Below are 15284 nucleotides of genomic sequence, written 5' to 3' on the forward strand. Positions count from 1 at the left end.
ATGAGTGATGAGGAAGGGTACCCAGCCGAGGTCATCGAGGTGATGGGCGTCACGGGAATGCACGGCGAGGTCGTGCAGGTGCAGTGCAGGGTGCTCGAGGGTCAGGATAAGGGCAGAATAATCACCAGAAACGTGCTGGGTCCAGTGCGAGTGGGCGATGTGCTGATGCTGCTCGAGACCTCGAGAGAGGCAAAGAAGCTCTCAAGGCGGTGAGGTGTGTGCAGAAAAGAGTGTGCTCCTTCTGTGGAAGGGAGATAGAGCCCGGCACGGGCAAGATGTTCGTGAAGAGGGACGGGACGGTGTACTTCTACTGCGGCTCAAAGTGTGAGAAGAACCACGCCCTCGGGCGCATTCCCCGCCACGTGAGATGGACTAAGGCGGGAAGGGAGTGGCTCTCTACATCGAGAAGGTGAGAGCACATGCAGGAGCTGCAGGAGCGCACGTTTGTGATGGTAAAGCCCGATGGCGTGTGCAGGGGGCTCATAGGTGAGGTGCTCTCCCGCATCGAGAGAAGGGGGCTCAAGGTGGTCGCCATGAAGATGGTGTGGCTCGATGAGGAGAGGGCAAGGATGCACTATGCAGAGCACGCGGACAAGCCATTCTTCTCGTCCCTCGTGAGCTTCATCACCAGCGGGCCAGTGGTGTGCATGGTGGTGGAGGGAAGAAATGCCATAAGGGCGATGCGCTCGCTGTGTGGCAGCACCAACCCCATAGAGGCACATGCGGGCACGATGAGGGGCGACCTCGCTCTGGACATAGGCAGGAACGTGGTGCATGCCTCTGACTCCCCTGCATCCGCAGAGCGCGAGATATCCATCCACTTTGACCCTGCTGAGATACTGGACTACGAAAGGTGTGAAGAGAGCTGGCTGTATGAGTGAGGCGAATGAGCAGCTTCGCACGCCCATAGTGTGTGTGCTGGGGCACGTGGACCATGGCAAGACCACATTTCTGGACCGCATTAGGGGAACCTCTGTGGTCTCCAAGGAGCCGGGAGCCATCACGCAGCACATTGGAGCAACAGAGGTGCCCACCTCCACTATACAGAGGATGTGCTCCGAGTTTCCCGCCCAGCACTTCAGACTTCCAGGGCTGCTGTTCATAGACACCCCTGGCCATCACTCGTTCATGAGTCTTCGAAGAAGGGGCGGAACGCTCGCCGACCTCGCCCTGCTGGTGGTGGACATCACAGAGGGTTTCAAGCCCCAGACCATCGAGTCGCTCACCATCCTAAAGCAGTGCAAGACACCCTTCGTGGTCGCGCTCAACAAGATAGATAGAATAAATGGCTGGCTCTCCCACCCAGATGTACCCTTTGTCCGTTCATACGCCGAGCAGAGCGAGCACGTGCAGCGCAGGCTGGACGAGGCGGTGTACTCCATCGTGGGGTCTCTTTACGAGCATGGGTTCAGCGCGGATAGATATGACCGCATACGGGACTTCACGAGAAACGTTGCCCTCGTGCCCATGAGCGCCAAGACTGGTGAGGGCATAGCGGACGTGCTCATGGTGCTCATGGGGCTTGCCCAGAAGTTCCTCGAGGACAGCCTCAGAATAAGCGTGAGCGGGCCCGGCGTGGGCACCGTGCTCGAGGTCAGAGAGGAGCGGGGCTTTGGAATAACGGCAGACGCCATACTGTACGATGGCGTGCTCTCCACCGGGGATACCGTGGTGCTGGGAGGCTCGCAGGGACCCGTGCTCACGAGGGTGAGGGCGCTGCTAAAGCCCCGCCCGCTGCGGGAGACGAGGACAGAGCACAAGTTCCGCAAAGTGAAGCGGGTGGTGGCAGCGGCTGGAATTAAGCTGGTGGCTCCCGGCCTCGAGGATGTGGTGGCTGGCTCCCCTTTGCGTGTGGTGGAGGGGGATGTGGAGCACGCAAGGCAGCAGGTGCTCTGTGAGATGCAGCAGACAGAGCTGTCCGTCGATGCCGAGGGGGTGGTGGTGAAGGCAGACACGCTGGGCTCGCTCGAGGCGGTGGTCGGAGAGCTGAGGAAGATGGGCATACCCGTGAGAGAGGCGTGCGTTGGCGACATATCGAAGAGAGACGTGGTGGAGGCTGCGGTGGCGCCCGACCCCCTGCATGCCGTGGTGCTGGGCTTCAACGTGGGCGTGCTGCCAGATGTGAGGGAGGAGGCAGAGCGCACCGATGTGAAGCTCATCACGAGCAACGTGATATACCGGCTTACAGAGGAGTATGAGGAGTGGGCCAATACCCAGAGGGAGATGCTCGAGAAGAGCCGCTCTCAGGCGATCGTCAAGCCAGCAAAGCTGATGCTGCTTCCGGACTGCGTTTTCAGGCAGAGCAAGCCCGCGGTGGTGGGCGTGCGGGTGCTTTCTGGCACGCTCAGGGGCAGTGTGCCTCTGTTGAGGGCGGATGGCAACAGAGCGGGCACCCTCAAGAGTATGCAGAAGAGGGGCGAGAGTGTCCATGAGGCGAGGCAGGGGGACGAGCTCGCCATATCCATAGAGGGTGTCACCGTGGGAAGGCAGATAAAGGAGGGCGACGTGCTGTACGTGGACGTGCCAGAGCAGCACGCCAAGCTGCTCGAGCAGGAAATCGCCCACCTTCTCACGCAGGATGAGCGGGATGCTTTAGAGGAGTTTCTGGAGATAAAGAGAAGAGATGATCCTTTCTGGGGCAGGTGAGGGTGCCATTGGAAAGAGTGCGAAGGATGCTGCTTCTGACGGTCTCGATAAGCGTGCTCTCCGTGCTCGCAGTTATGGCGCTCACGTTCGATGAGGGTACGATACTGGCGTTGGAGCGCATCGACCCCTGGTTTTTTCTGCTCGCCCTATGTGCTCACCTGCTCGGCTATGTATTCGGGGCTGTGAGGATGCGCTCGCTCACCCATGGAATGGGCTATACTGTCTCACTGAGGCGGTGCATGTCCATAGTGTTTCACAACCTGTTTCTGGCTGCCATCACACCCTCCATGATGGGGGGTGAGCCCATCCGCATCCATATGCTGAAGGAGAGTGGCGTGCCCTATGGAAAGGCGGGTGTGGTGGTGTTTGGGGAGCGCATACTGGATGGGCTGTTTTTCATCGTGGCCATCCCGATGGTGATAGTGCTGTATCATTACCTTGGCAGGAGCACATTTATGCTCATGCTCGCAACCTCTGCGGTGCTGCTGATAGGGCTCGTGGCGCTGATTGCGTACGCCCTCAGGAAGCCCTACAGGGTGGGCAGGCTTGGGAGGATGGCACTTATCAGCATAGTGGGCGTATCTCTCAAGCTGGTGGGAAAGCTGATGAGAAAACCTCCCACGAGTTCCCGCATCGTGGAGATCGTGGATGCCGAGATACGGGCGTTCAGGGATGGGCTTCGGGAGCTTCTGGGACAGGGAAGGGGCAGCGTGCCGATGGCGTTCGCCTCCACGCTGGGATACTGGATTGCCCAGTACTCGGTGGTGGTGTGGGTGCTGCTCGGCCTGGTGGGAAACGTTGACCTCGTTGAAGTGGTGCCAAGGGCGTTTGCCGCCCAGATAGTGCTGTCCATGCTGATGATACTCCCATTGACGCCCGGCGCGAGTGGCATTGCAGAGGCTGGGGCGCTCGCCCTGTTCGGCTCGTTCACCCCCTCTTCTGTGCTGGGCGTGCTGGTGATAGGCTGGAGGGCGGTGCACTACTACTTCGACGTGGTGTTCGGGGGGCTGTACAACCTCATGAGCTTGAGGAGGCTTTCAGAGACATAGGATAGAGACATAGGCTATTTTCAGAGACATAGGCTATATAGTCTCGAGGTAGAGGTGTATTCATGGAGGAGGGTACATTTCTCACGCCAAGGCAGGTCGAGGTGATGAGGCTGAGGGCGATGGGGCTCACACAGGAGGAGGTGGCAGAGCGCATGGGCACCACCAAGCAGAACGTGAGCAGCCTCGAGAGAAGGGCGAAACGCACCATCGAGAGGGCGAAACGCACGCTGAGGCTGGCGAGGATGCTCACCGCCCCTGTGTGGATAGAGGCGCACGTGGGGGACGACATCGAGCAGCTCGCTCACGAGGCATACAGGCGGTGCGATGAGCAGGACATCCACATCGTGCATGACAGGCTGGAGCTTTTGAGCCTCATCCGGAAGGAGGTTGGGGACAGGGTGAGGCACAGGCTCGTGGTCTCTTCATTCGAGATTGCCATCACGAGAGAGGGGGAGGTGCTCATCCAGATACCCTGAGCTGGAGATACTGTGCAGCCTCTGTGGCGGCGATTGCTCCATCAGCCACTGCCGTGGTTATTTGCCTCAGCCGCTTGGCACGGCAGTCGCCAGCAGCGAACATGCCCTCCACCGAGGTGCGCATCCTCTCGTCGGTGATGATGTATCCGCCCTCGTCCTTCTCGCACTCTACCATCCCGGTGAGGGGCACGTTGCCCACGTATATGAACACCCCGTCCACCTCGAGCTCTTTGGTGCTGCCCGTGTTGGTGTCTTTCAGCACCACCTTCTCGACTGCATCTTTTCCCTCGATGCTCTCCACCACGGTGTTCCACAGCACCTCCACGTTGGGCTTGGAGAGCACCCGCTCCTGATATATCCGCTCTCCCCTGAACCTGTCCCTTCTGTGGGCTATGTATACCTTTCTCGCGATTCCAGAGAGATATATCGCCTCCGTGAGGGCGGAGTTCCCCCCTCCCACCACGAGCACCTTCCTGTCCACAAAGAAGAACCCGTCGCATGTGGCACAGTACGATACCCCCCTGCCCCTGAGCTCACTCTCTCCCGGCACCCCAAGGGGCTTTGGTCTCTCGCCAGTGGCGATGATCACGCTTCTCGTGGCGACCTCTCTGGAGGGCGTTTGCACGAGAAAGCCCTCATCCTCGCCTTTTACTCCTTCCACCCTCTCAAACTCGATTTTCAGTCCCAGCCCCTCGGCGTGCTCCCTCATTCTCTGCGCAAGCTCAGCACCAGCGATGCTGGGAATGCCCGGGTAGTTCTCCACCACGGGGGAGAGCAGCGCCGTTCCTCCGGGCTGAGAGCGCTCGAGCACCAGCGTGTTCAGCCTTGCCCGCATCGCATATATTCCAGCGGTGAGCCCTGCTGGACCTGCCCCCACTATGACGAGGTCATACATGGTAGTGTGTATGGGTCTGCACCTTAAAGCTTTAGTGCTGGCTCGTGCAAATGTGGTCTGCATCACTCGATAGCGTCTTTTTCCGTGTGATAATCGTGCCTCATTGTTGGGGAGTCGGCTATCACTGAGAGGAGGAAGAGAGCAAAGCCACCAGTATGAAATGGAAAGCCATATACGGTAAGCTTGGAATCCCCACAATCCAGTTGGAGGATGGTGTGTGCCGCAGCGGGGGCACAGACGATGAATAGTAAACATTTAATACGATGGACAAAATCTTCCCTCGAGCGTGTGCCATACGAGGAGGCTGTAAAGGGAAGGAGGAAGTAGAGGTGGCGTACTATTCGGGTTTGACTTTCGGTGTGATGATGACACTGTCGTTCGCGTTCGTAGGCATCTTTTTGGTGGGGCTGTATGTGCAGCTCAAAAAGTATGGGCTTGGAGCCTCGGAGTACGGAGGTCCTGGCAAGAACAGCATCATATGGTTCATAGCCACCATTCTAAGGATGATATTTAGCAGGCGGCTCAGTGTTTTGGTAAAGACACTCGTACTCGAGCTTGGGCTTCAGACGAGGATTCTTCGAAGGAGCCCCTTACGATGGGTGATGCATCTGTTCATCTTCTGGGGATGGACGATGCTGCTCGTGTTCTCACTGCTTGTGTTCCTCTTTGAAATAATTAGCCTTGGCATCGAGCACCTTGGGATGGAGCCCGCATACTACCTCACCTCGGAGTGGTGGAGAGATGCGGTGCTTGCTATTCCCAACGACCTCTTTGGGTACATGCTGCTGATTGGTATCACGATAGCAGCGGTGCGCAGGATAGTGGATGCCAAGACGAGGGCGATGACCGAGATGTATGATGTGGTGCTGCTCGGCGGGCTGATAATCATCACCTTGACGGGCTTTCTTGCCGAGTGGTTCAGGGGAGGTGCCCTTCTGGTGGGCGATGCATTCGTGGCGTTCGCCCCCTCTGCACAAGCAATGGCACTGTTCCATGCACTAATATCCCTGGCGTTCTGTGTTGCCCTCATACCCTTCACAAAGTACATCCACATCATTGCAGCCCCGCTGGTAATTCTTGCCACACCCACCGAGGAGGAGGAGAGAGAGCATGCGTGAGCCGTCGATTACCGTGGACCACTTCACATCCAAGCAGCTGCTCGAGCTTGATGCGTGCACGAGATGCAGTGAGTGCATGGAGTGGTGCCCAGTGTATCAGGAGATTAGGGAGGGCACAATAAAGCCAGAGGGCGAGGAGCTCAGCGAGGAAGAAAAGTGGGCGTACTCACCCAAGTACCGTATCCAGACGTTGCGAAAGTGGATTAATGATAGCTATGGTCTTCGGGCGAGGCTGTTTGGTCCAAAGGAGATTCCAAGACCCCAGCTCGAGCGCTATGCCGAGCAGAGCTACGTGGGCTGCACCACGTGTGGTATATGCAGGACGGTGTGCGAGAGCGGGATAGACACGATAAACCTGTGGGAGGCGACCCGTGCCAACCTCGTGGACAGGGGTCTTGGTCCCTATGGAAAGCAGAAGGCGTTTCCAGACCTGCTCGCAAATTACGAGAACGTGTTTGCCGCCAACCAGAAGGACAGGTTGTGCTGGCTTCCCTCGGACATAGAGGTGAGGGACGAGGCAGAGGTCGCGTACTTTGTGGGCTGTACCGCGGCATACAGGATGCAGAAGGTGGCGGTGGCGTCCGTGAGGGTACTCGACGAACTTGGCATACCCTTCACGCTGCTGGGCGAGGAGGAGCAGTGCTGCGTGTCCGTGCTTTTCAGGACTGGACAGGTGGAGCATGCCGCAAAGTACGTGAAGAAGAACATCCATGCCCTCAAAAAGCGTGGGGTAAAGAAGGTGGTGTATGCGTGCGCGGGCTGCGTGCGCACATCCGCACTGGACTGGCCAAGAATATGGGGTGGAAAGCTGCCATTCGAGGTGCTCACGTTCGCAGAGTATCTCGAGCAGCTGCTGGCAGAAGGCTATGACTTCGACTTCAAGAAACCCCTCAACCTGAAGGTCACGTACCATGACCCGTGCCACTCTGGAAGGCACCTTGGGGTGTACGATGCACCGAGAAACATCATCCAGATGCTGCCCGGCGTGGAGCTCGTGGAGATGGAGAGGACGAGGGAGCTTCAGAGGTGCTGCGGTGCAGGGGGCGGCATAAAGGCAGGTGTGCCAGAGCTGGCGCTCGCAATAGCGAGGAGAAGGGTGCAGGATGCCCTTGATACTGGGGCAGAGATGGTGCTCAGCACGTGCCCGTTCTGCAGACGAAACATCAAGGACGGCATCAAAGACATGGGCGCAAGCATAGGCATGGAGGACGTGATGGTGCTGGTCGCCGAGGCCATGGGGCTGGACACCGAGGTTCCAGAGAACCCCTACACCTCCAAGCAGATGTGAGGACGACGTCCTCCCCCTTTTTCCCTCTTCGTGGTGCCAACTGAAAGTGTGACTATGATGGGCATTCCATGTCCCCTTGGTCGTCGATGGATGCGATTGGGCTCAGCCACCCCTCCTGAACAGCGCCACCATCCGCTTGTTGGGGCGAAGCTCGAAGGGCACCCGCTCGTATTCCTCACTTTCTGGAAGGTGGAGGGCCATAGAGCCTTCTACGATTACGATATCTGCCTCCAGTGTGGACGGAGCGTCCGAAAGATAACTTACCCTCATCCCCCTGACATACCATGGTATGGGCCAGTAGTCGTTTTGTCTCGCACATACTATGATGGTGGTGGCTGGATGCTGGGCATGCATATTCTGCACTCTGTCCATCACGGCCGCAAGACTGTCGGGAGGCTGGATGTACGATATCATCTTTTGCGCGTTCACGTGGGTGTAGTTGGTGGCGATGCTGGAGGCAGCATACGGCACCAGCAGGATGGCGAGCACGAGGAGCACCGTCCACCTGCTCTTTGCCCCAGTCTCCTCTACGAGGTGTGCGAGGAAGTAGCCAGCGAGCAGCGCCAGCGGAAGCAGTATGTGTACCACCAGCCAGGGCACCTTTTCCTGCATGTAGGAGTAGAAGGCAAGAGTGAAGAGCGCCCAGAGCAGCACCCATATCCACACGCCGTCCCGTCTGTGCACAGCCAGCACACCCCCGAGGAGCCCGAGGATGAGGATGGGATACTCATAGAGGATGAGGATGGGCAGGTAGTAGTACCATGGTCCCCCTATGCGTCTTATCTCGTGCATGTGTATCCAGTGCTCGAACGCCCTCGGGACGGCATGGGCAGCCTGAGTTACATCGTAAAAGAAGAACGAGTACATCGCGACGAACACGAGCACGAAGGAGGCTGTGGCAATGAGCACATCTGGAGCCGTCCCCAGGACCGAGGACACTCCGAGCCTATCGCGTGCGAACCATAGCGCCACCACGAGGGCGGAGATGGCGAGGATGGCGAGCGTGATGTATGCGCTCTCCTTGGTGGTGCACATCAGGGCAAGCGAGGCTCCCAGCACTGCATAGAGCATGTGCCGTCTTGCCCCCCTCTCCTCGAGCAGGGCGAGCACCAGCACCACGCTTGCGAGCGTGAAGAACACGAGATATATGTCGTTTCTGAGAAATCGGGAGTAGTACACCATCGAGGGGGATATGGCGAGCAGCAGCCCTGCGAACAACGCCCCGAGGTTGCCCATGTGCCTTCGAAGCGGATACACGAGCGCAACGCACGCCGCGCCGAACAGGGCAGGAAGAAGCCTTGCTGTAAACTCAGATGTGCCAAGCACCGAGAACACGAGCGCCTGTGTGTAGTACAGGAATGGCCCATGGTAGGTGGGGTCGTACACGTACGGCTCGCCAGCGATCAGTTGAAAGGCGAAGTGGGCGTGCACCGCCTCGTCGTGATGCATTGCCCGCGCATCCAGCATGTACACTCTGAGCAGCAGGGCTGCCACCACCAGCCCCGCAAATAGCCATGTGCGAGCCCTCATCGTTTTGCTGGAATGAGGGCATTGTTTAAAAAAGCTGTGTGCGGCTACACGGCACCAGCAGGTGGTAGAGGCACGGGTACCCCCACGAGGAGCTCGAGAGGTGGGCACGCAGGATAGGGAGCTCTCTGGGGATGTGGATGTGTACTACTGTGCTGAGGAATGCGAGAGAGCTCATGGAGATGCTCTGATTCTCTGATGCTCTGATTCTCCGATTCTCCGATTCTCCGATTCTCTGATTCTCTGATTCTCCGATTCTCCATTCCATATTCCATACTTATATAAGCCTCCAGCACACATTATACTTCAATTCATGAGTGCCCAAGCGCAGCCTGCCGATGGATGCGGCACCGTGATGGGCGTGGACATCGAGAGGGGAAGCTCCCTTTCGAGAGCCCCAAGGTATGCTGCTGCTGTTTATGTGGGTGGGGAGTTTGTGCACCACCGCCACCTCACAAGGCACAGGCTCATGCGGCTCATCCACCGCTACAGGCCCAGCATTCTGGCGTGCGACAGCGTCCACGAGCTCGCCTCCGACAGAGGGGAGCTTCTTGCCCTTCTCAATGAGATGCCAGCTGGCATGCGGCTGGTGCAGCTCACCGCTCCTCACTCTCCCTCGCTTCCCGCCCTTGCCAGCTCCCACGGGCTCTCGATAGACCGCACCGACCCAGTGCAGGAGGCACGGGCATGCGCCATGCTCGCCATGCTGGGCGTGGGCTATGTGGTGGAGGCGTTCGAGGATAAAACGGTGGTGGTGGTCTCGAGGGCCCGCTCCCTTGGGCGGGGTGGCTGGAGCCAGAACAGGTACAGAAGAAAGGTGCACGGTGCTGTGAGGGCAAAGGCAAGGGAGATAGAGGCGGTGCTGAGGCAGCTTGCGAAGAGCAGAGGCATTGAGTTTGAGATGAAGCTCACGAAGGGCTTTGGTGGATACTCGAGGGCGGAGTTCGTCGTGGGTGCGAGAAGGGAGGAGGTGCCCATATCTCCCCAGCGCCACTCCGATGTGCAGGTCAAGGTGAGGGCGGTGGGCAGGGACAGGCTCACCCTCACACCTCTCTCGTCCTCTGGCACACCCCATATCATCGTGGGCATAGACCCCGGCACCACGATGGGGCTTGCGGCGCTCGACCTTCGGGGCAGGCTGGTGGGCTCCACGAGCGAGCGAGGCTTTTCACCCTCTGATGCGATAGGGTGGATACGCAGCATGGGCACCCCAGTGCTCATCGCCTCCGATGTGCTGCCCGTGCCCCACACGGTGCAGAAGATCGCCAATGCGTTCTCGGTGCAGTGCACGGGAGAGCAGCTCACTGTGGAAGATAAGCGCAGGCTCACCTGCGAGCACGAGCCCCGTAACGACCACGAGCGGGATGCGATAGCCGCTGCGAGCGCAGCCTTCAGGAGGGTGAAGAACAAGCTCATGCAGGCTGAGAAGAAGGCACCACCCCTATCCAACCTCGATTACATAAAGGCACTCGTGCTGAAGGGGGAGTCGATAGACAGTGCCATCCTCAAGGCATCTGGGCGCGACGGGGCTGGCGTTGGGACACGAGAGCCCCAGCGGAAGCCTCCCCCCACTCCCGAGGAGCTCTCTCGCCTCGTGGAGAGGCTAAAGCGTAGGATAGAGAGCCAGAGGGTGAGGATAGAGAGGCTGGTGAAGTACAGCGAGGAGCTGAAGAGCGAGCTTGAGCGTCAGAGGAGGCGCTCAGAGCGGCTCAGAAGGCGGCTCTTTGAGGCAAGGCAGAGAGCTTATGTCAGGGCAAGGGCGTCGGTGGAGTACCAGCGGCTGCTGGAGCGTCATGAGAGCCTGAGGCGCACCTTGAGGGAGAGGGATGCCGAGATCGAATCGCTCAGGGAGAGGCTGGACTCCCTGAGGCGGGCTCGGGAGATGGAGATGAGGGGAGACCTCGTGCCCCTGAAGCCCATAAGGGCGTTCACGAGGGAGGCGATAGCCGAGAGCACGCCCCTCATCAGGAAGGGGGACGTGCTCTATCTGGAGGATGCGAGTGGTGGGGGTGCGGGTACGGCAGAGCTTCTCGTGGGACTTTCCCCGAGGGCGGTGCTGTTCGAGGGCGAGATGGCTCATACCGCAAGAGAGGTGCTGCTCTCGAGCGGCGTGCCCCTCATACGTGGCGAGGGGCTGGTGCTGAGGTTCGATGAGGTGTATGCGGTGCGGGCAGATGCCCTCGAGGCTGCGATCGAGGAATGGCGCTCAGAGCACCAGCTGTACGTGCGCCGCATGCACGAGCACATGCTGGAGAGGATAGTGGAGGAGTACAGGAGCCAGAGGCTCAGAGAGGGTAGGAGGAGTTAGCCGCTGAGCCGCACGATCGCCTCTGCAAGGTCTCCCCCACTCTGCTCGAGCGCCTCCCTCGCCTCCTCCTCGCTCCTTCCAGTCTGCTGTGCCACCAGCCTCACGTCCTCGTCCGATATCTGGGGTGCAAGCTTCCTCTCTATGGGCTCTCCCACCACCTGATATGTCCTCTGGCCCTGCACCTCCATCACCGTGACGGATGGGCTGGCAATCACTATTTCGGAGTGGGGAAGCCTTATGATGACCTCCTGCACCTCCTCGAGCTCGCTCATGCTGATGCCCATCTGCTTCATCATGCGCTCCATCTTTTTGGGGCTGAACTTGCCACCGAAGCTCGGTATCATGCCACCCTTCTTGTGGGGGATTTTATAAAACGCTTTTTGCCCCGTTTTTGCCCGTAGCAGAAAAGCAGAAACTTTATGTAGGCACCGCTCCCTTAGGGGAAGCACGCGTGTGAGAGGGTTCTGATGGATGGCGGAGGTTGGGGTCTCGCCCTCATCGTGCTGGCGTTTGTGCTGCTCTACTGGCTGGTGGTGGAGTACCTCAGGGATTCTGGCGTGCTCTCGCGCTACAACATCACGGCATATGGACCCATCCTGATGATACGTACGGTGCGGGGTCAGGGGCTGCTCGAGGCGCTGGCGCAGCCAAGGCGGGCTTGGAGGGTGTATGCAGAGGCGGGCGTGCCCCTGATGGTGCTGGGCATGCTGGTAATGACTGGGCTTCTGCTCTTCTTCGACCTTCTGCTCATGACCAGCCCTCCAAAGCCCACCATTGTGCACGAGCCGAGAAACATCCTGCTCATCCCGGGCATCAACCAGTTCATACCCTTGGGATACGGGCTGGTGGCGCTGTTCATCACCCTGGTGGTGCACGAGCTCTCCCATGCGGTGCTGTGCAGGGTGGAGGGTATAAGAGTGAAGTCCATGGGCATACTCACGCTCGTCGTGCCCATCGGCGGGTTTGCAGAGCCAGACGAGAGCCAGCTGTTTGAGGGAGAGGGGGACGGCGGGAAGGTTGCCACTCGAAGGGAGCGCATAAGGATACTCACCGCTGGCGTGATGTCCAACTTCACCATTGCCCTGCTCACGTTCGTGCTGTTCTTTGCGAGCTTGTATGCGATCGCACCCACGGGATACAGTGCGGTGGTCGTGGGCGTGGACGAGGGCTCTGCTGCCCAGGCGGCTCACGTGCCCACTGATGCCGTGATACTGGCGGTGAACGGCGTTCCCACCCACACGCCAGAGCAGGTGGTGGAGGAGGTGGCAAAGGTGCCATCTGGGGGGAGCGTGGTACTCACAGTGCTCAAAGGGGGAAGAGCCGCCAGCTACACCGTTCCCATGCAGGAAGGTGCAGTGGTGAGCGTGAGCACCGAGGGGCTGTCCATACAGGGGGTGGTGAAGGGCTCCCCTGCCGAGGGGGCTGGGCTTGAGAGAGGCATGAGAATCACGGCGATGGATGGGGTGCCCATCAGGAGTCTTGAGGACTTTGCGAGGTTCATGCAGTCCACCACCCCATATCAGTGGGTGGACGTGGAGGTAAACGGCACAGAACACCACACCATCCAGCTCGCACCCGCACCAGACAACACATCGAGGGGCTTTCTCGGGGTGTACTACTCGGTGGGGGATGTGGTGGGCAGAGCCATGGGAATCAGGATAGCTCACTTTCCAGCTTCCGAGTACCTCGAGGGGCTGAGGAGCCTGCCCTCACACCTCGATGAGCCCATGGGCTGGCTCACGCTGCTCACGCTCCCCATAATGAGGGGCATCACGGGCGTCGGTGGGTTTGCAGGCTTCACCGGGGTGCTCTCCGACCTTTACCACCCGCTGGGTGCAGCCTCGGTGCTGGGCGACGTGTGGCTCGTGCTTTCAAGCGCCCTGTTCTGGGTGGGATGGGTGAACATCAACGTCGCCCTGTTCAACTGCCTGCCAGCGGTGCCGCTCGATGGGGGACACGTGTTCAGGGACCTGCTCACGGGGACGTTCGAGCGGATCACCACCAGGCAGCGGGCACAGAGGCTCGCCTCGTGGATCGTGATGGCATTTGCCTATACAATATTCGCATCCATCGTGCTCATGGTGATAGGGCCATACATCGCCGCCAGATAGGGGGGTGCACGTGCCTCGAATCAGGGACTTTGTGATAACCCATGACTGCCTCGTGCTCTCGGTGGTGGACTACGTGCCCCAGCAGTATTATGGAGATGGGGAGGGCATCAGGGCGATGCTGCGCTATGTGCCCCACGAGGAGGGAGAGCGAAGGAGGGGCAGCGTGCGGTACACCAAGCTGGACACCGCTGGGGCGTTTTCCTATATGCGCAAGCACCATCCAGAGTGGATAAGGGATGTGTTCGTGGTTCCAGAGCACGAGGTGGCTGAGTACCTCAGGCCAGACGAGATGCTCGAGGAAGTGATGGCACACCATGCAAGGCTGCGTGCGCTCGTCGAGTGGCTCGAGGGCTGTGGTGTTGACAGGAGGTACATGGGCATCACGGGCTCGCTGCTCAGTGGACTTGCATCAGAGCACTCGGACATCGACTTTGTAGCCTATGGAAGGGAGTGGTGGCTGGCAAGGCAGTGCCTTGCAGAGCTCTCCGAGGGGGGGCCCATCAGAAGGGTGGATGAGCCCATGTGGAGGAAGATATATGAAAAGCGCAAGCCAGAGCTCTCTTACAGAGAGTTTGTGCTCCACGAGAAGAGAAAGCTCAACCGCGGGATGGTGCAGGGCACATACTTCGATCTGCTCTATGTGCGCGACGAGCGGGGCATGGCGGAGTATACTCCTCCAAGGCGCACGAGGAGGCTGGGCATGCGCACACTCACCGCAGAGGTGATTGAGGACAGGTATGCGTTCGATGCCCCTGCCATCTACGAGGTGGACCATCCAGATGTGAGAAGGGTGGTGTGCTACACCCACACATATGCTGGACAGGCGTTCAAGGGTGAGGTGCTCGAGGCGAGGGGCATGCTGGAAAAAACCTCCGAGGGTCTTCAGCTCGTGGTGGGCACCACGCGGGAGGCATCTGGAGAGTGGATAAGGTCGCTAACGCTGCTCGAGAGAGAGGCGCTCGAGGAAACAGATAGCTAAAGGGGTAAAATCGCTTGGGGAGGCGCACGAGAACGAGCACGTTGGGGGTGTCAAGAAGGGAGGACACGATTCTTCGGTGCTCGAGCGTGCACCTGATGGCTCTTTACAATTGAAATGTAGGATTTGTCTGTCTGGTAAGAATAATTCCTCAGCTTTATTTCTTAGATGAGCTTGCTATCAGCCTGCTATCAGCCGGTACTTTTCTTGTGGCGTAAGCTTTTTTAATGTCCAAACTCATAATAAACTGTATGAAATCTGACTTTATAAAAGTTCGCTCTAACTCGCATTTAGGAGGTTATGCGAATAAAAAGCTCGTGAAATACGCGTTGCGACGGCAGGAATGCCCAAATTTCGCCAAAGGCGAAACTTCGCGCAACAGGAGATTAAGCGGTTCAACTTCGCTCCGCTCGTTTCACCCAAATCCCTTCGGGACTTCGCTTAATCCCGATACGTTGTCCGAAATTGCGGGCGACGGAGATAAAAAGAAAGGAATAAAATAAATGAAAATGGAGGATATTAAGATGGATGGTAAGGAGTTAATTATGAAAATACAGGAAGAAGTAAAACGACAGAGAGAAATAGGGGGGATCTGGGAGGGATATTGTAATTTACAAAAACTCGCCTCTGGAGATATATGGGAAAGCGCTACAAGATACATTTATGAACTTCTGCAAAATGCAGAGGATGCTAAAGCAAAAGAATTTAGAATTTATATTTCAAAGCAAAGAATAAAAGTAGTTCATAACGGAGATCCTTTTACTGAGGATGATGTAAGAAATATTTGTTATGCGATGAGTAAAAAGGATCCAAATGAAACCATAGGGTATTTAGGAGTAGGCTTTAGATCTGTGTTTGCGGTAACGGATAGATAAGAAATCTATTCTGGG

General features: G+C 58.2%; 15 protein-coding genes. 12 read left to right on the plus strand and 3 right to left on the minus strand.

The window, feature by feature from the left end; genetic code table 11:
• The 6 genes from BP07_RS04180 to BP07_RS04205 all read left to right on the plus strand — a co-directional run bounded on the left by BP07_RS04180 (position 1) and on the right by BP07_RS04205 (position 4171).
• Positions 1–213, plus strand: a complete 213-nt coding sequence (locus tag BP07_RS04180; RefSeq protein WP_042686121.1) for a 30S ribosomal protein S28e — start codon at positions 1–3, stop codon at positions 211–213.
• A gap of 5 nt (positions 214–218) precedes the next feature.
• Complete coding sequence (locus tag BP07_RS04185; RefSeq protein ID WP_042686363.1) at positions 219–413, plus strand: 50S ribosomal protein L24e; 195 nt, start codon at positions 219–221, stop codon at positions 411–413.
• A 6-nt stretch (positions 414–419) separates the two neighbouring features.
• Positions 420–881, plus strand: coding sequence for a nucleoside-diphosphate kinase (gene ndk, locus BP07_RS04190; protein WP_042686123.1), 462 nt, complete (start codon positions 420–422; stop codon positions 879–881).
• The gene (gene infB / locus BP07_RS04195) at positions 874–2646 is read left to right on the plus strand and encodes a translation initiation factor IF-2 (protein ID WP_042686126.1); all 1773 of its coding nucleotides are present in this window, start codon (positions 874–876) and stop codon (positions 2644–2646) included. The genes ndk and infB overlap by 8 nt, the downstream gene beginning before the upstream one ends.
• Positions 2647–2663: 17 nt before the next feature.
• Complete coding sequence (locus BP07_RS04200) at positions 2664–3695, plus strand: flippase-like domain-containing protein (protein ID WP_245597049.1); 1032 nt, start codon at positions 2664–2666, stop codon at positions 3693–3695.
• Positions 3696–3757: 62 nt separating this feature from the next.
• On the plus strand, positions 3758–4171 hold the full coding sequence (locus BP07_RS04205) for a Tfx family DNA-binding protein (RefSeq protein WP_042686131.1): 414 nt from the start codon (positions 3758–3760) through the stop codon (positions 4169–4171).
• On the opposite strand, the gene trxB is transcribed toward BP07_RS04205, so the two are convergent.
• Positions 4155–5066: a thioredoxin-disulfide reductase gene (gene trxB, locus BP07_RS04210; protein WP_042686133.1), complete on the minus strand. Its 912-nt coding sequence runs from the start codon at positions 5064–5066 to the stop codon at positions 4155–4157. The two genes, BP07_RS04205 and trxB, sit on opposite strands and share 17 nt — an antisense overlap.
• Positions 5067–5329: 263 nt before the next feature.
• Here trxB and BP07_RS04215 point away from each other — a divergent pair, with 263 nt between their 5' ends.
• Together BP07_RS04215 and BP07_RS04220 are read left to right on the plus strand one after the other, a co-directional pair.
• Positions 5330–6184, plus strand: coding sequence for a respiratory nitrate reductase subunit gamma (locus BP07_RS04215; protein ID WP_157203071.1), 855 nt, complete (start codon positions 5330–5332; stop codon positions 6182–6184).
• On the plus strand, positions 6177–7472 hold the full coding sequence (locus tag BP07_RS04220; protein WP_042686138.1) for a (Fe-S)-binding protein: 1296 nt from the start codon (positions 6177–6179) through the stop codon (positions 7470–7472). Before BP07_RS04215 ends, BP07_RS04220 begins: the two co-directional genes overlap by 8 nt.
• A gap of 102 nt (positions 7473–7574) precedes the next feature.
• Here the strand turns inward: BP07_RS04220 and BP07_RS04225 are convergent, their stop codons facing one another.
• Positions 7575–9002: a flippase activity-associated protein Agl23 gene (locus BP07_RS04225; protein ID WP_042686140.1), complete on the minus strand. Its 1428-nt coding sequence runs from the start codon at positions 9000–9002 to the stop codon at positions 7575–7577.
• A gap of 310 nt (positions 9003–9312) precedes the next feature.
• Here BP07_RS04225 and BP07_RS04230 point away from each other — a divergent pair, with 310 nt between their 5' ends.
• Positions 9313–11307: a DUF460 domain-containing protein gene (locus BP07_RS04230; RefSeq protein WP_084174103.1), complete on the plus strand. Its 1995-nt coding sequence runs from the start codon at positions 9313–9315 to the stop codon at positions 11305–11307.
• On the opposite strand, the gene BP07_RS04235 is transcribed toward BP07_RS04230, so the two are convergent.
• Positions 11304–11651 carry a nascent polypeptide-associated complex protein gene (locus tag BP07_RS04235; protein ID WP_042686145.1) on the minus strand — a complete coding sequence of 116 codons (348 nt, stop codon included), beginning with the start codon at positions 11649–11651 and terminating at the stop codon, positions 11304–11306. The two genes, BP07_RS04230 and BP07_RS04235, sit on opposite strands and share 4 nt — an antisense overlap.
• A gap of 123 nt (positions 11652–11774) precedes the next feature.
• On the opposite strand from BP07_RS04235, the gene BP07_RS04240 reads away from it, so the two are divergent.
• From BP07_RS04240 to BP07_RS04250, 3 genes are all read left to right on the plus strand, one after another.
• Positions 11775–13418: a site-2 protease family protein gene (locus BP07_RS04240; protein WP_042686147.1), complete on the plus strand. Its 1644-nt coding sequence runs from the start codon at positions 11775–11777 to the stop codon at positions 13416–13418.
• Between the two features lie 10 nt (positions 13419–13428).
• On the plus strand, positions 13429–14397 hold the full coding sequence (locus tag BP07_RS04245; RefSeq protein ID WP_245597045.1) for a DNA polymerase subunit beta: 969 nt from the start codon (positions 13429–13431) through the stop codon (positions 14395–14397).
• 521 nt (positions 14398–14918) lie between these two features.
• Positions 14919–15269, plus strand: coding sequence for a sacsin N-terminal ATP-binding-like domain-containing protein (locus BP07_RS04250; protein ID WP_157203072.1), 351 nt, complete (start codon positions 14919–14921; stop codon positions 15267–15269).
• The last annotated feature ends 15 nt before the right edge of the window (positions 15270–15284 follow it).

This window comes from Methermicoccus shengliensis DSM 18856 (assembly GCF_000711905.1).
Taxonomy (GTDB): Archaea; Halobacteriota; Methanosarcinia; order DSM-18856; family Methermicoccaceae; genus Methermicoccus; species Methermicoccus shengliensis.